This is a genomic window from uncultured Mailhella sp. (assembly GCF_944324575.1).
Classification (GTDB): domain Bacteria; phylum Desulfobacterota; class Desulfovibrionia; order Desulfovibrionales; family Desulfovibrionaceae; genus Mailhella.
Genome location: NZ_CALUWV010000006.1, coordinates 18,335 through 33,188, shown reverse-complemented (window position 1 = coordinate 33,188; position 14,854 = coordinate 18,335). Strand labels below are relative to the sequence as shown.

Sequence of the window (14,854 nt, the reverse complement as noted above, 5' to 3'; positions counted from 1 at the left end):
CTAATCCTTGTTCGGTTCGGGGATGACGGTCTCTTCCGTTTCCTGGGCGACCGTGCCCTCCGTGTCGTCCACGCGCCCCTGAAGCCAGAAGACCATGTCCACGTCGTCGCCTTCCCTGGGCTCGTAGCCTTTAACGCACACACGTTCCGGAGCATAGATGATGGCATAGAGGGGATTATCGGAATTACCGAAGCCCACGCCGAAACGGTATATCTTCATCTGGGAATTTTCCGGACCGAACATGAAGCTGTCGACTTCAAAGATGTTGGCGCGGCACTGATACTCGCAGCAACGGTCGGTAATGTCGATGAGCGTCCTGCCCTTGAGCGGAATCTTGAGAGCTGGCACGTCGAGACGCGTCTTGTCGGGATGCTGCTTCATCCATTCCAGTGCGTGCTTTTCGTAGGCCGGTCCTTCCGTCACGGTCAGCTCGTCGAGCAGGGCACGGCGAATGCCGAAGCAGAGACCGGAAAGCAGAATCTGACAGCTTTTGCCCTTGACCTCGCCGTCCGCATCACGGAAAAAGAGCGGATCATAGAACCAGAACGGAGGAAAATTCTCGCCCGCCGCGAGGATTTCCCCCGCGTGATTGTCCTTCCAGGGGTAGACGTCCTGAATGGTCATGGTGTTGGCAAAGCCTTCCATGAACGGGGCCACGGCCCCGACGGAAAGCTTGCCCTCCGGCTTGCCCGCCATGAGCACGGACGTGCGCAGAAGGGAGTCGCTGGGCCAGGCCATGAGCATGCGCTCCACCTTATCGTCCCTCATGCTCCATGCGGGACGGGTTCCTCCGAGCTCCAAAGTGGTGGCAATGACACCGTTGATGTCTTTAAGGGCAACTCCAAGGGCGAACCACTTGTCCCCCATGCTTTCAATATGCTGCATATGACGTTCCATTGAATTGATGAAGATTCAGACGCGGCCGTACACGGCGCAAAACGGCGTCCTGTAGAAGAATAGCACAGAGGCCGCCGGCAGAACAATAGGGAAGTCTCCCTAAAAAAAATGCCGTAGGCGTACGCCTGCGGCATTTTACAATATTTCCTGACAAAAAACTACATGGAAGAAGCCCGAAGCTCAATGGCCTTTTGGACGGCCTCACGGGAGGCCATTTCACTGTCCAGAGAAACAGGCACGTCAGTATAATAAATGGCTCCCGCCGAAATGTCGAACTTTGCCTGCTGATCCCGCGAATGACGAAGGGGAGGAACCACGTCGTATACCCACGGGAGGAATTCACCCAAAAACAGCCATGTGACAGCGCTGAGCACAACGAGCTTCAGCCATGCGACCTTTCTGCTGGAAGAGGAGAGAGAAGTCATTTCAAGTCCACAGTCCGCACCGCCAGAAGGCGGTACGGACGACGTTCAGTGTTGCAGTTAGATGCTGGCGGTGATTTCCGGGAACACCTTGTAGAACATGATCCAGGCCATGAAGAGCGTCAGAGCCAGGTTGAAGGACTGACCGCAGACGTACAGGATGATGGGCTTGCCGCCCTTGAAGTAGCCGGCAAGTTCCTTGAAGTTGGTGGCCAGACCGATGGAGATGAAGGCCAGGGCGAAGAACCAGCCGCGCAGAGGCACGGTGATCTTGTTGGTACCGTTGGAGATCAGGGCATTGCCGAGATCCGCGCCGAGGTTACCGGCGATGGTGGACAGCACGATGGAGGCGGTGAGGAAGCCGATGACGAACTTGGGGAAGCGGTTCCAGATTTCCATGGGACCGACCTTCATGCCTTCTTCATGGGCTTCAACCCTGGTGGCGAAGTAAATGGCCACGCAGAAGGCGCTCACGCCGATGAGGACGTTCTGGATCATCTTGATGGTGGCAGCAACCTGCAGAGCCTTGGGGCCGATGAAGGCACCGGCGGCGGCCACGGAGCCCGTCGCGTCGATGGTGCCGCCGATCCAGGCGCCGCCGAGCACTTCAGGCATGCCCACAGCCTTGATGAAGGCAGGCATGGCGATCATCATGATGGCGGTGAACACCATGGAAAGACCGACGGACAGCGTCAGTTCTTCCTTCTTGGCGCGGCAGGCGGCAGCCACGGCGATGGCGGCGGAGGTACCGCACACGGACATGTCGGCCGAGATGGTGATGTTCAGGGTCCTGGAGGGCATCTTCAGAACGGTCTGACCGAAGATGTAGGTGGAGATCAGCACGATGGGGGTGACCACCCAGGCCACGAAGATGCCGGGGATGCCGATGGCAAGAATCTTGTTGAACAGAACTTCGGCGCCGAGCAGCACGAGACCGGCCTTGATGAAGTATTCAACCTGCACGGCGGGCTTCATCCACTTGGGCGTACCGATGGTGTTGGCCACCACCATGCCGACGATGATGGACCAGATTTCGGCGTTGAGGCCGTAGGTCGCCGTAGGCTTGTAGCCGCCGAGGAAGTTGGCGAACAGGCACAGCACATACACACCGAGGAAGCCGATGAAGTACTGAACCATGTTGAAGCCCATGACGCCCATGCCAATGGCGGTGATCACGCCGAGGCTGATGCCGAGAATGATGAGGCCGGGAATGAGGTTGGTGTCGGAACCGATCTTGGCCTTGGCCTTGGCGGCGGCACTGTCGGCCTTCTGCCAGTCGGCGATGGCGGTTTCGGCGGCCTTGTTCAGATCGGCATTCTGATAGGAGGCAGCGGAAGCGGCATCCTGAGCGATCTTGGCGGCGGCCAGAGCGTCGGCGGCAGCCTTGGCGGCGGCATCGGCGGCGGGCTTGGCCGATTCATCCGCATGCGTCATGAAGGAATCCATGGGATTCCCGGACCACTTGGCGGGCGTCTTGAGGTAACCGATGATGGTCTTGGCGGCAGGCAGCTTGTTGCCTGCAACGGCCTTCTTGCCGGCCTGAGCCTGAATAAGCTCGATGGTTTTGATAGGCTTGGCCTTTTCAGCAGCGATGACGGCGTCATACTTGCTGAGCTGGGCTTCAATGTCGGCGCGGCCATTCATCATGATGAGGCCGGAGATGATCAGGATGAAGAACCCGATCCATATCGCCCAATAGTCTTCCTTCAGCCAAAGATCAGACCATTTTGCGCGGCCATCGTCAACGACTATGTTTTCATTAGCCATAAAAAGTCCCCTGCTTAAAAAATTAAAAACAAACTCTCCTCAAGCCCATTTGTACCTTCAATAACAAACTCATGCTCTATTGACAAGTATTTGTCTGCCACTCTCCCTTTTTGCCGGGAAAACTCCCTGTTTTATCCGACTCCACCATCATGCAATAAAAAAACCGGCGCCGATTCATCTTGCGGAACATTGCGCCGGTCTGGTGCAGATGGTGAAAAACAACTGCTCGTGCAGAAAAAAACGCTCTATGCCTTTTCCGCTTCCTTCTTTTCGAGGGCTTCGGTAATCATCTTCCAGTAGTCGTCGGCGACGTCGTAGCCGAACTCACAGGCCTTCTCTGCGTATTCCTTGGCCTTTTCCACGTCTCCGAGCTCAAAGCATGCCAGCGAAAGATTGTTCCAGGCAGGAGCGAAGGACGGCTCCTGCTTGAGAACCATGCGGCTCATTTCCGCACTCTTTTCATATTCGCCTTTCATGTACAGAGCAGAAGCGAAGGAGGCGCGGGCCTGCAGGTAGTTCGGATCCCAGGTGAGCGCCTTGTGCAGGGCAGCAATGGCATCGTCCACTTCGCCTTTCTGCAGATGCACGAAGCCGATGTTGCCCCAGGCAACGGGGAACTTGGCGCGGCACTGCGCGGCTTCCTTGTTGTACTGCATGCATCCGTCAAGATCGCCGCGACGCAGGCAAAGTCCGCCGAGCTGCACGAAAGCCTCGGCCATATGACCGGAATTACGGACGGCGTTCAGGAAGCATTCCTCGGCCTCGGCATAGTCGCCGAGAGAAAGCATGGCCACACCGAGATTGTAGTGGTGTATGGCACACTTGGGATCTTTTCCTATTTCTTCCTGAAGATCGTGAATATACTCATGAATATCGTCATAGCGGTCTTTCATTGGATATGACCTTCCTTCTTTAGGAGTTCGTGATACCAGGCGGCAAACTCATAGGCGCCCAAAAATTTGTCCTGCTTGTTGACCACACCTATGGCCGCTTCCATGGCCCCCTGAATGAATGCCTCACCGGGATCGGATTCACCGGCAAGCTGTGCCTCGCATTTTTTCGACTTCATGAATTCCTTCATGAGCTGCTGGGCCGTACGCTTGGTGATGTCGGTGCGTATTTCAATAGGGTCGTTGGGTTCGGGAAAAGGATCCCAGTTCTCATAGCCTATACGGTCGATGAACTTGCGCCGCCTCGGAGATATCTTCTCATACAGGTCCCGCTTGAGCTTTTCCTCATCAGCGGTAAGCTCACGGGGCTTTTCATTGCGCAGAAGCGAAGCGATGGACATGGCTACTCCTTCGGGGCCGGACCAACACCGAGATAGGCGTCGTCATACTTTGTGATGAGTGCCATGGACACAGGAACATACACGCGGTGCAGTTCACGGAAACGGGAGCCCACGGCTGCACCGATGCGGCGGCTCATGTCGGACAGACGGTCCTGAATTCGGTCAAGAGCCACAGTAGGGTAGGACTGTCCTTTCTTGAAGCGGCATTCTCCGCAAACATGGGCCTTGCCGTGAATGGAAGTTGGAATACCATAAAGACGGCAGGTGATGGGCCTGTGTTCATAGAGCAGGCAGGTATCGTCCAGGCCGAGCAGCGGGCAACGGATGCGCTCCTTTGCGGCCTCAAGCATGATTTCCTCGTCGCTCATGCCCTGACGGGCCTGCTGAAAATAATGATGCTTGAGGCGGGCGAGCTGGCGGTCGACGTCGCCTGCGGCCTGAAGCACGGCGGAACGGCGAATGCCGAAGTCAAATTCCTTGTTGAACGCCCGGTTCAGCGCCATGGCCTCCACAAGGGAAAGATCGAAGGCCGCATGGCAGCAGCTGCTGCAGCCCGAGGCGCAGGCCACCTCTTCAGGAAACTGGTTCTTCACTCGCTCGAAAAGCTGATCTGCCTGCGCGGCAAGCTGCGCGTACTCCTGAAAAATAGCGTCCAATTCCGGGTTATTCATCATAGTTCCCACTGAAAAACGTTTAAAAAGCCGCCGGATGAGCAAAACCCATCCGGCGGCAACAGGCTCACATTGGCCGCCGCACTGCGGCGGTTCTGTCAGCTTTGCGGATGACTCCGATCATCCGCCGACTCCCGCGAAAACGCGAGAGCCCGGACGGCCTGAGCCGCCCTCGCCGAGGAAGACCTCGAGCGTTAGTCTTCTTCGATGGCGATGGCGTCGTGTTCGCAAACGCCGGTGCAGGATTCGCAGCCGAGGCATTCTTCAGCGTTGACGGGATCGCTCTTGCCGTCGTGCATTTCCCACACGGAAACGGGGCAGATGTCCACGCACTGGCCGCAGCCGACGCACTTGTCCGCATCAAAAGTAATCTTGTAGCCCATAACAGCCTCCAATGTTCGGCCGAAACGTTGTTCGGCGCAAGTTAAGAATTCCGAGTTGAGCATCGGACACCTGTCTGGAGTATCCGATGCATGAGGGATAGCCTGTGCGCCACACGCTGTCAAGCGGCTTCTCCCAAAACTGCCGGCTCCGCAGATATCCGGTGCCCGGCTTCCGAAAGGACATGCTTTCGGAAAGCCTGACCGCGCCTCTGCGAACATCATGTCTTTCCGCCGAACTTCCGGCATCCGTCTCGCGGCGGCCGACTTCGGCATGACGAATCTAGTCTCTGGCATCCAGGCCCGCAGCCCTGGCCACGGCAAGAGCAGCCGCCCGGGTGAACTCTCCGGCAGGCATGGCCGCGCGCTCCTCTGCAGTCAGCAGAAGCTGCGGATGATTCACCAGGTCGGGACGGGCCTTCACGCCGTATTCGGCGGGGAAGGAGTCCTCGAAATACATATTCTGGAATCCGGCGAACTTCAGGGCGTGCGCCGTGGAATCAAGCACGCAGAACTCGTCCTTTTCAAGCAGGCCGAGCTCATCGGCGCGCAGCATGCCGGCAAAGCTTTCACCGCCCTGCGTACAGGCGATGTGCCCATGGCGGTTGGCGAGAATCATGCCGTCCATGATGGCCTGCTCGGTCACCTGCACCACGTCGAAACGACCGCCGAGGGCCTCGAACTTCTCCACGAGATTTCTCACGCGGGGGAAGGACACCGGGTTGCCTATCATGGCGGCCTGCGCCACGCTGGGCTGCACCTCTACGGCATGATATTCGCGCGTTTCCTTCGGCTGGCTGTAATATCTCCACACGGGATCAGCGTGTTCGGACTGCACGCCTACAATGTGGGGCAGACTTTCGATGATGCCGAGGCGATGCATTTTGAGGCAGGCGGAAATCATGGACGTGATGTTGCCCGCATTGCCTATGGGCATGAACAGAGCCTTATCCGCCATGTTCCAGCCGTACCACTGAGCCACTTCGTAGGCGTAGGACTCCTGCCCGAGGACTCTCCAGCTGTTCTTGGAGTTGAGCAGGGCCACGCGGTAATGTTCGGCCAGATATTCGACGACCTTCATGCAGTCGTCGAAAACGCCCGGCACTTCCAGCACCTGCGCGCCGGACCCGAGAGGCTGGGAAAGCTGCGCGGGCGTCACCTTGCCGTGGGGCAGGAGCACCACCGTGCGTATGGGGGCGCCCACATAGGCGCCGTACATGGCTGCCGCGGCCGACGTATCACCCGTGGAAGCGCAGATGGTGAGCACCTCCTTCCATCCGTTCCTGCGTACGAGCGACCTGAGATAGCTGTACGCTCCGGCCATGCCGCGATCCTTGAATGAGGCGCTGGGATTCATGCCGTCGTTCTTGTAGGCAAAGCGGCGGCCTACCTGTTTCTCAAGCGCGGCGGAAGCCTCAATGGCGGGAGTATCGCCTTCGCCGAGGTAGACGATGTCCTCTTCCTCCAGCACGGGAGCCATGAGCTCATAAAAGCGAAATACGCCGCGAAGGGCCGTGGTGCGCGTGGCGCGGCGGGCGTCAAAAAGGTCGCGCCAGTACTGCGCGCCCCTGTCCTTCATGTCGTCGAAATCGAGATCTTCGAGAAGAAGGACTCCTCCGCAGTCGGGGCAGGTATAGAGAAGGGCGTCCACCGGATGACGATGACCGCAGTTCATGCATACATATTCCATGCGCGCGCGGCGCGTGGGGAAATCCTGAGACATATCACAACTCCTGAGTGATGGTCGAACATGGAACGGCAAGCATAGGACGTTTGCCTTCACGCCGCAACCATCATCCTTTCGCAGGGCAGAGAAAACGCACGCGGGGTCGCAGTGCTAGACCTTACGCACGGAAACGCCGGCTTTTTCCATGTAATCCTTCAGCTCGGCAATGCCGTACTGACCGTAATGCACGATGGAGGCTACCAGCGCGGCGGAGGCCCCGCCTTTTGTCACGGCATCCACGAGGTGCTGAGGCGCGCCCGCGCCGCCGGACGCGATGACCGGAATGGTCACGGCATCACATATCATGCGCGTAAGATTGAGCTCGTAGCCGTCGAGCGTGCCGTCGGCATCGATGGAGTTCACGCACAGCTCGCCCGCGCCGAGCTCTTCGCAGCGGCGGGCCCAGGCAACGGCGTCGATGCCCATGGGCCTGCGGCCGCCGTGGATGACGATTTCATAACCGGAAGGGCAGGTTTCGCTTACAGGTACCTGCTTCACGTCCATGCCCACCACCACAGCCTGCGAGCCGAAGGCGTCGGCGCCGCGGCTGATGAGATACGGATCCTTCACGGCCGCCGAGTTGACGGACACCTTTTCCGCTCCGGCAAGAAGCACGGCGCGCATGTCCTCAACGGACGCGATGCCTCCGCCCACGGAAAAGGGAATGAAAATGTTGCTTGCCACCTTCTCGACCACGTCGAGAAAGATGCCGCGTGCCTCGCAGGAAGCCGTGATGTCGTAAAAGACGATCTCGTCCGCGCCTTCCTCATAATAGCGGCGTGCCGTTTCCACGGGGTCGCCGATGTCCACGTTTCCCTTGAACTTGACGCCCTTGGTCAGGCGTCCGTTGCGCACGTCGAGGCAGGGAATGAGACGCTTGCTCAGATGGCTTTTTTCAGACACGGGCTGCCTCCTGGCAGTAGCGGTAGAAATTCGTCAGGATGCGAAGTCCGGGACGGCCGCTCTTTTCGGGGTGGAACTGCACGGCCCAGAGTCCGGGACGGCCGTACATGGCCGTGAACTCTCTGCCGTAATGACTGGTGGCAATGACAAGCTCAGGCGCCGGCTCGGTATAGTAGCTGTGCACGAAATAGAAACGTGATCCGGAATCCACGCCTTCAAGAAGCTCGGAGGGACGAACCACATTCAGCGTGTTCCAGCCCATATGAGGAATGCGTATGGGCTCGTCGCCGTCGCGCCATTCCGGACGGAAGCGATGGCACTCGCCCGGAACGATGCCGAGAGCTGTCGTATCGTTCTCCTCGCTGCGTTCCAGAAGAATCTGGCAGCCGAGGCAGATGCCGAGCAGTGGCTTGTGCATGGCAACGACCTCGCGCAGCACCTTGTCCATGCCTGTGGAAACAAGCTGACTCATGGCCTGACCGGCCGCGCCCACGCCGGGAAAGACCACGCCTTCCGCAGCAAGAATGACCGAAGGATCGGCCGTAATTTCAGCGGGTATCCCCAGAGCACGCAGCGCTCTCAGAACGCTGGTCTGGTTCCCCGCCTTGTAATCGAGAATGGCAAGCATCGGGATGACCTGTCTTAGAAGGATAAGCTCTCAGAGCTAAAAACTGATGCCGGTACGGGTTCGGCCATACATATGGGAAGGCCCGCTTCCCGTCCTGAACACCGTGGACATTTCTCCATCAACCTTGACGCTGTCGAAGCTGTCTTCCTGAAGACATCCCGTCAGACAGACCGCAAGCAGCGCTACAAGAGCCAGAGGAACAAGAAACGTTTTCATGCCGCGTCCTCCTCAGGTCATCATAACCAAGACGTAAAACAGCGCAAGTCCCCTCCAATACGGAAGACAAAAAAAGGATTGTTGAAATAATATATTATTTTCATTGATTTTAATACGAAAAATTAAAGAAAAGCCACGCATGACTTGACAGTTTTGCACGTCGGGTGCAAACATTCGTTTTACAATAATGAAAAACCTGCCTCAAAGGGCAGGTTTTGCAACAGGAGAATTTTCCCCATGAAGAAGTCCCTTAACGTTGCTGTGTGCGGCGCTACCGGCGCCGTCGGCCGCGAAATGCTGAAAACCCTTGCCGAGCGCCATTTTCCCTGCGCCTCCATCACCGCTCTCGCCTCCTCCCGTTCCGCCGGAACCCGCGTCCCCTTCGGAGACGATGAAATTACGGTGAAGGAGATGACGAAGGACTCCTTCAAAGGCATCGACATTGCCATCTTTTCCGCCGGCGGCAGCGTGTCCACGGAATTTGCTCCTCATGCCGTGGCTTCCGGCTGCGTAGTGGTGGACAACTCCAGCGCCTGGCGCATGGACGACCGCTGCCCCCTCGTCGTTCCCGAAGTGAACCCCGACGACCTGGAAAAGCACAACGGCATTATTGCCAACCCCAACTGCTCCACCATTCAGATGCTTGTCGCCCTGAAGCCTCTGCACGACGCCGCGAAGATCAAGCGCATCATCGTGACCACCATGCAGGCCGTGAGCGGTACCGGCAAGAAAGGCATCGACGAGCTTGAAACCCAGGTGCGCCGTCTGTTCAACATGCAGGACGTGGAGCCTAAGGCCTATCCCCATCAGATCGCCTTCAACTGCCTGCCCCACATCGACGTGTTCCAGGCCAACGACTACACCAAGGAAGAAATGAAGATGGTGAACGAGACGCACAAGATGCTCGATCCGAACATCCGCGTCACCGCCACCTGCGTACGCGTGCCCGTGTTTTACGGCCACTCCGAATCCGTGAACATTGAGACAGAAAAGAAGCTCACCGCTGCCGAAGCCCGCGTGATTCTCTCCCAGGCCCCCGGCGTGCAGGTCATGGACAATCCCCGCGCCAATCTCTATCCCCTCGCCATCGACGCCGCGGGTGAAGACGACGTCTTCGTCGGCCGCATCCGCGAAGACGAAAGCTGCGAGAACTCCCTGAACCTGTGGATCGTAGCCGACAACGTCCGCAAGGGCGCGGCTCTCAACGCCGTGCAGATTGCGGAAGAGCTGCTCAAGCGCGACCTCGTGTCCGTAGCCAATCCCGGAATGTTCCTGTAGTCCTCCAACCGACAGGACGAGGCCGCCGCTCCGCAAGGAACGGCGGCCTTCTTTTTTGTCGACCGAACAAAAGACGCGGCTTCCGCATGGCTGAAAAGTGCCTGCCCGCTCATTCTCCCGCATACGCAAAACGGCCGGAGACGACGTTTATCGTCTCCGGCCGCGACACGTTTTCAGCAAAAAGAAACTAGATGACCTTGTTCAGGCTGTATTCCAGAATGCCTTCGGCCCCCAGAGCATGCAGCTGAGGAATGAGATCGCGCACCACGTTGGTGTCGACCACGGTTTCCAGCGACACCCAGGCAGGATCGCGCAGGGAAGCCACGGTGGGGGAGTTCAGCGCGGGAAGAAGGCCGAGAATGGCATCGAGACGAGCGGTGGGAGCGTTCATCTTGAGGCACACGAAACTTTCGGCCCGCAGAGCGCCCTGAAGCAGAAGGTCTATCTGCTCGATCTTGCGACGGCTGGCCGGATCATTCCATACCTCGCGGTTGGCAATGAGCACGGTATTGCTGGCCATGACCTCGTCAATGACACGCAGGCCGTGCGCACGAATGGTGGTCTCGGTTTCCGTCACTTCCACGATGGCGTCGGCCAGGCCTTCCACGACCTTGGCTTCGGTGGCACCCCAGGAATAGTTGATCTGTACCGGAACGCCCTTTTTCTCGAAGTAGCGGGTGCTCACCCCCACAAGTTCCGTGGAAATGCGCTTGCCCTCAAGATCGGCTGCGCACTGATAGGGAGAGTCTCCGGCCACGGCAAGCACCCAGCGGGCCTTGCGGTTGGACACCTTGGAGTAGACGAGGTCGGAAATCACCACCACGGGGGCGTCGCTGTCTTCCCTTCCGCCGTAGGGCACGCCTCGCTCTTCCAGCCAGTCCTTGCCCGTGAGAGCCACGTCCAGAATGCCGTTCTGGATGTACTCGGGAATCTCCTGCACGCGGCAGAGACGCGCGGTGAGTTCGGGATCGTTGATGTCGGGAAAATAGTTGCGGACGTGCTTATGAATCTTCCATCCGGCCTTGTCGAAAAGGGCGATGGTTGCTTCTTCCAGAGAACCTTTGGGAATGCCGAGCTTGAGCTGAGATTTCATGCTGAGAGCCTCTATTTCTTATACACTTCGGCGGGGTCAAAAATCTGCGGGCAGCAGACGGACACTTCGGAGCTGCCGGGCGTGATCCGCCGGTAAAAACAGCTGCTTCTGCCGGTATGGCATGCGGCGCCGCCTATCTGTTCAATTTCCAGCACCACGGCGTCGGAATCGCAGTCGAGACGGATGGCCTTAACAATCTGCACGTTGCCGGAACTTTCCCCCTTGTGCCACAACTTCTGACGGCTGCGACTCCAGTAATGGGCCTCGCCGGTGGCAAGCGTGGCTTCCCATGCCTCTCGGTTCATCCATGCAAGCATGAGCACTTCGCCGGTGGCGGCGTCCTGAGCAACGGCGGCAATGAGGCCCCCGGACTTGGAAAAATCGGGAACAAAGTCGGACGGAGCTTGGAACATGAGTCGGTATCCTTATAAGGGTTGTGCAATGAACGTCGTTGTAATCCGCAAAGATGACGACCGTATGACTATTTTGCAAAGCCCACGGCACGACGCTCACGGATGACCGTAACGCGGATCTGGCCGGGGTAGGTGAGATTTTCCTCGATCTTGGCAGAAATGTCCTTGCACAGAAGATAGGTGCTGTCGTCGTCCACGTTGTCGGAATTGACGATGACGCGCAGCTCTCGGCCGGCCTGAATGGCATAGGACTTGGCCACGCCTTCGAAGGAATCAGCGATGTTTTCGAGATCTTCAAGGCGCTTGACGTAGTTTTCAAGCAGCTCCTTGCGCGCGCCGGGCCTTGCACCGGAAAGAGAATCCGCAGCCTGCACGAGCACGGCAAGGGCCGTTTCGGGATGCACATCCTCATGATGGGCGGCAATGGCGTGAACGATGTCCTTGCCTTCCCCGTACTTCTTGGCGATGTCTGCGCCGATGAGGGCGTGAGAACCTTCCACTTCGTGGTCCACGGCCTTGCCGATGTCATGCAGCAGACCGGCGCGCTTGGCGCGCTTGATGTCCATGCCGAGTTCTGCAGCCATCATGCCGCAGAGGGCGGAAACTTCAAGGGAATGCTGAAGAACGTTCTGCGTGAAGCTCGTACGGTACTTGAGCTGACCGAGCAGACGGATGATGTCGGGGCTTATGCCGTGCACGCCAGCGTCGAAGGTGGCCTGTTCGCCTACTTCGCGAATCTGCACCTCCAGTTCCTGCTCGCACTTGTGCACGACATCCTCGATACGGGCGGGATGAATGCGGCCGTCCTGAATGAGGCGCTCGAGCGCCATGCGCGCCACCTGACGGCGGATGGGGCTGTAGGCGGAAAGAATGACGGTTTCCGGCGTGTCGTCGATGATGAGATCAACGCCCGTGGCGGCTTCCAGAGCGCGGATGTTGCGGCCTTCGCGACCGATGATGCGGCCTTTCATGTCTTCGCTCGGCAAAGTGACGGCCGTCACCGTCTGCTCGCCCACATAGTCGCCGGCATAGCGCTGAATGGCGCAGGCCAGAATTTCCTTGGCCTTGCGGTCCGCAGTCTCGCGGGCCTCGGTTTCGATGACGCGCATCATCTTGGCCGCCTCGTGACGGGTACGCGCCTCGATTTCCTCAAACAGGCGGGTCTTGGCTTCTTCGGCCGTCAGACCGGAAACTTCCTGAAGACGGCGCTCCTGCTCGTCGAGCCTGGCTTCGACCTGACTTTCCTTTTCGGCAATCACGCGCTCGCGCTGCGTCTGTTCCTTCTCCTGGGCAAGGATGTCATGCTCCTTCTGCGTGATGCGCTCCATCTTCTCTTCCATGCGGTCGCTGATGTCCTGGAGCTTCTTCTCACGGTTCTTGAGGGCACGTTCCTGATCCTTGCACTCCATTTCAAAGGCGTGCTTCTGGCTGAATATTTCGTTCTGCCCCTGCAGCAGGATTTCCTTTTTCTGAGCCTGTGCTTCCTTGCGGGCTTCTTCCACGATGCGGCTGGCGAGATCGTTGGCTTCGCCTATGCGCTTGCTGGTCACATGACGCTGTATGAAAACGCCGATGAGCGCTCCGGCCACGAGACTGACCAGCGCAAAGGCGTAGATAATGATGTCATCCATGATAATTCCTGTGATATGTTGACGGGCAAAGCACGACAGTCCGGAACGGCCGAAGGGCACGCCGAAGCATCGCGGACAGGCCGCGTCCCGAAGGGGAAAGTCTGGAAATTCCGTCCCGCGGACGGACAAGAAAACTCAGAGGAAGGAAAAAAGAACCCGGGATGCCGTGAAAAGCTGCTGGCACGAGACCTTGTGGTCTCCAAGTGGGCGCCTGTCCGAAACTTCAGGCTGCCCGCCGTTGCGGGTATGCACACCATTTCGGAGACTGGCTCCCTGCTAACGCTAGTGAGGCCGGCGCAAGCCAGCTTCCCACGCACACCCCAGGGAATATGGGTACCGGACGAGGACGGAAGTCTGCTACTTGCCGCCATCCTCCGGCGTGTTCTCCTTCAAGTTCTGCAGAAGCTCGTCAAGCCGCGAATTCATGCGACTTTTCTGCTCCTGCAGTTCCAGCAGGTCGTCCGCCATGCCTATGAGAAGCATGACCAGCAACCTGTCTCTGCCGAACTGACCGCCCTGCGCCTTTACCTTGCCATATCTTTCCTCGACGTACTGTCTGGCCTTTTCCACACGATCGGGAGCAGCCTCGGTACGGAACGCGACCTGAAGGTCGCAAAGGTCAAGATGATAGCTGTGCATGGCGGCTGCCTGCCATTAACCGTTCTGCTGCGGTTCTGCGGCAGGCAAGGTATCCTGGATACGGCTGATCAGCGCGTCGACCCTGTTGCAGGCCTCGTCGCGAACGCTGCGTTCACGATTGAGCTGTTCCTGAAGTTCCTCGGAAGCCATCTGTCCGAGCTCCAGATCTTCACGAAGACGCTTGCCTTCCTCGCGGAGCTGATGGTTCTCCTCCCGGAGTCGGTCCAGTTCCTGAATGAGACTATCAATACGCTGAGCCAGCAGTTCCAACTTTTCCATAACTCGTCTATCTCCTTGAGAACCGGCGGGACGCAATCAGCGCCGGTTCCGAGCATTTTTGTACATGCCGGAAACTTCCGGCCATTATCGCAAGGCGCAGAGAACATGATTATGACGGCAATGTTTCCTCTTGCGCTCTTTCCTTATTGATAAGCTATGGCGGCCGGATGAGCAAGTACATAGAGCGCCCATTATTGGCAAAGTTCGCAGAAAAAACAAAAAAGACGGCTTCCGGTCGTCCCGCCGGAAAATTTTGTCGCGAAACTCGCGTCCGGCAACCGCACCGGGTGAAAAAACGCGCTCCCGCAACGGCTGCTGTGCGGCAAAAGAGCCTCGAGGCAGCTGTTCTCACGACCACCAGGCGTGAGCGACCGTGATTTTCCGAAAATCCATGCCCACTCAAAGAATGCATGTCTGACGTCACGCGTTAAAGCGACTGGAAAAGAGCGCAGCACGCCAACTCCGATGAAAGCAGAATCTTCCGACCGCTTCGGAATATATTGTGAAAAAATATTTTATTTCGAGGCGAGCGCCATGCGGCTCATAACCGAAACAGCACGAAAAAAATAATAAAAACTTAAATATAATAAAATGTTATAGAAAAAAAACACTTTTCTAAA

17 protein-coding genes and 1 other RNA gene are annotated in these 14,854 nt (G+C 57.8%); 1 reads left to right on the top strand and 17 read right to left on the bottom strand.

The genetic code is table 11. The features are described from left to right. The 11 genes from Q0J81_RS01550 to Q0J81_RS01500 form a co-directional block, all read right to left on the bottom strand. Positions 1–885 (bottom strand): hypothetical protein, encoded by an 885-nt coding sequence (locus Q0J81_RS01550; protein WP_294445650.1) that lies wholly within the window; start codon positions 883–885, stop codon positions 1–3. A gap of 170 nt (positions 886–1,055) precedes the next feature. After that, positions 1,056–1,322, bottom strand: a complete 267-nt coding sequence (locus Q0J81_RS01545) for a hypothetical protein (protein WP_294445649.1) — start codon at positions 1,320–1,322, stop codon at positions 1,056–1,058. 57 nt (positions 1,323–1,379) lie between these two features. Further along, positions 1,380–3,086, bottom strand: a complete 1,707-nt coding sequence (locus Q0J81_RS01540) for a putative sulfate exporter family transporter (RefSeq protein ID WP_294445648.1) — start codon at positions 3,084–3,086, stop codon at positions 1,380–1,382. Between the two features lie 245 nt (positions 3,087–3,331). Next, the gene (locus Q0J81_RS01535; protein ID WP_294445647.1) at positions 3,332–3,979 is read right to left on the bottom strand and encodes a tetratricopeptide repeat protein; all 648 of its coding nucleotides are present in this window, start codon (positions 3,977–3,979) and stop codon (positions 3,332–3,334) included. Beyond that, a complete protein-coding gene (locus Q0J81_RS01530; protein ID WP_294445646.1) occupies positions 3,976–4,377 on the bottom strand; it encodes a hypothetical protein in 402 nt (133 codons plus the stop codon). The genes Q0J81_RS01535 and Q0J81_RS01530 overlap by 4 nt, the downstream gene beginning before the upstream one ends. Before the next feature lie 2 nt (positions 4,378–4,379). Continuing rightward, on the bottom strand, positions 4,380–5,051 hold the full coding sequence (locus Q0J81_RS01525; protein WP_294445645.1) for a YkgJ family cysteine cluster protein: 672 nt from the start codon (positions 5,049–5,051) through the stop codon (positions 4,380–4,382). 191 nt (positions 5,052–5,242) lie between these two features. Next, a complete protein-coding gene (locus Q0J81_RS01520; protein WP_294445644.1) occupies positions 5,243–5,431 on the bottom strand; it encodes a 4Fe-4S binding protein in 189 nt (62 codons plus the stop codon). 280 nt (positions 5,432–5,711) lie between these two features. Beyond that, entirely contained in the window at positions 5,712–7,151 is a 1,440-nt protein-coding gene (gene thrC, locus Q0J81_RS01515; protein ID WP_294445643.1) for a threonine synthase, read from the bottom strand. Positions 7,152–7,265: 114 nt separating this feature from the next. Then, complete coding sequence (gene hisF / locus Q0J81_RS01510) at positions 7,266–8,057, bottom strand: imidazole glycerol phosphate synthase subunit HisF (RefSeq protein ID WP_294445642.1); 792 nt, start codon at positions 8,055–8,057, stop codon at positions 7,266–7,268. Next, complete coding sequence (hisH, locus tag Q0J81_RS01505) at positions 8,050–8,685, bottom strand: imidazole glycerol phosphate synthase subunit HisH (protein WP_294445641.1); 636 nt, start codon at positions 8,683–8,685, stop codon at positions 8,050–8,052. Before hisH ends, hisF begins: the two co-directional genes overlap by 8 nt. A 36-nt stretch (positions 8,686–8,721) precedes the next feature. Continuing rightward, on the bottom strand, positions 8,722–8,901 hold the full coding sequence (locus Q0J81_RS01500; RefSeq protein ID WP_294445640.1) for a hypothetical protein: 180 nt from the start codon (positions 8,899–8,901) through the stop codon (positions 8,722–8,724). A gap of 237 nt (positions 8,902–9,138) precedes the next feature. Here Q0J81_RS01500 and Q0J81_RS01495 point away from each other — a divergent pair, with 237 nt between their 5' ends. Beyond that, positions 9,139–10,179: an aspartate-semialdehyde dehydrogenase gene (locus tag Q0J81_RS01495; RefSeq protein ID WP_294445639.1), complete on the top strand. Its 1,041-nt coding sequence runs from the start codon at positions 9,139–9,141 to the stop codon at positions 10,177–10,179. 187 nt (positions 10,180–10,366) lie between these two features. Here Q0J81_RS01495 and hisG read toward each other — a convergent pair whose 3' ends face one another. From hisG to Q0J81_RS01465, 6 genes are all read right to left on the bottom strand, one after another. Then, a complete protein-coding gene (hisG, locus tag Q0J81_RS01490) occupies positions 10,367–11,272 on the bottom strand; it encodes an ATP phosphoribosyltransferase (protein ID WP_294445638.1) in 906 nt (301 codons plus the stop codon). 11 nt (positions 11,273–11,283) lie between these two features. Continuing rightward, positions 11,284–11,685, bottom strand: coding sequence for a phosphoribosyl-AMP cyclohydrolase (gene hisI / locus Q0J81_RS01485; RefSeq protein ID WP_294445637.1), 402 nt, complete (start codon positions 11,683–11,685; stop codon positions 11,284–11,286). Between the two features lie 68 nt (positions 11,686–11,753). Beyond that, a complete protein-coding gene (gene rny, locus Q0J81_RS01480; RefSeq protein WP_294445635.1) occupies positions 11,754–13,316 on the bottom strand; it encodes a ribonuclease Y in 1,563 nt (520 codons plus the stop codon). Positions 13,317–13,465: 149 nt separating this feature from the next. Next, a non-coding RNA gene (gene ssrS, locus Q0J81_RS01475) (6S RNA) lies at positions 13,466–13,646 on the bottom strand. A 27-nt stretch (positions 13,647–13,673) separates the two neighbouring features. After that, positions 13,674–13,955, bottom strand: coding sequence for a cell division protein ZapA (locus Q0J81_RS01470; protein WP_294445634.1), 282 nt, complete (start codon positions 13,953–13,955; stop codon positions 13,674–13,676). Positions 13,956–13,970: 15 nt separating this feature from the next. Beyond that, positions 13,971–14,234: a cell division protein ZapB gene (locus tag Q0J81_RS01465; protein WP_294445633.1), complete on the bottom strand. Its 264-nt coding sequence runs from the start codon at positions 14,232–14,234 to the stop codon at positions 13,971–13,973. Between the last annotated feature and the right edge of the window lie 620 nt (positions 14,235–14,854).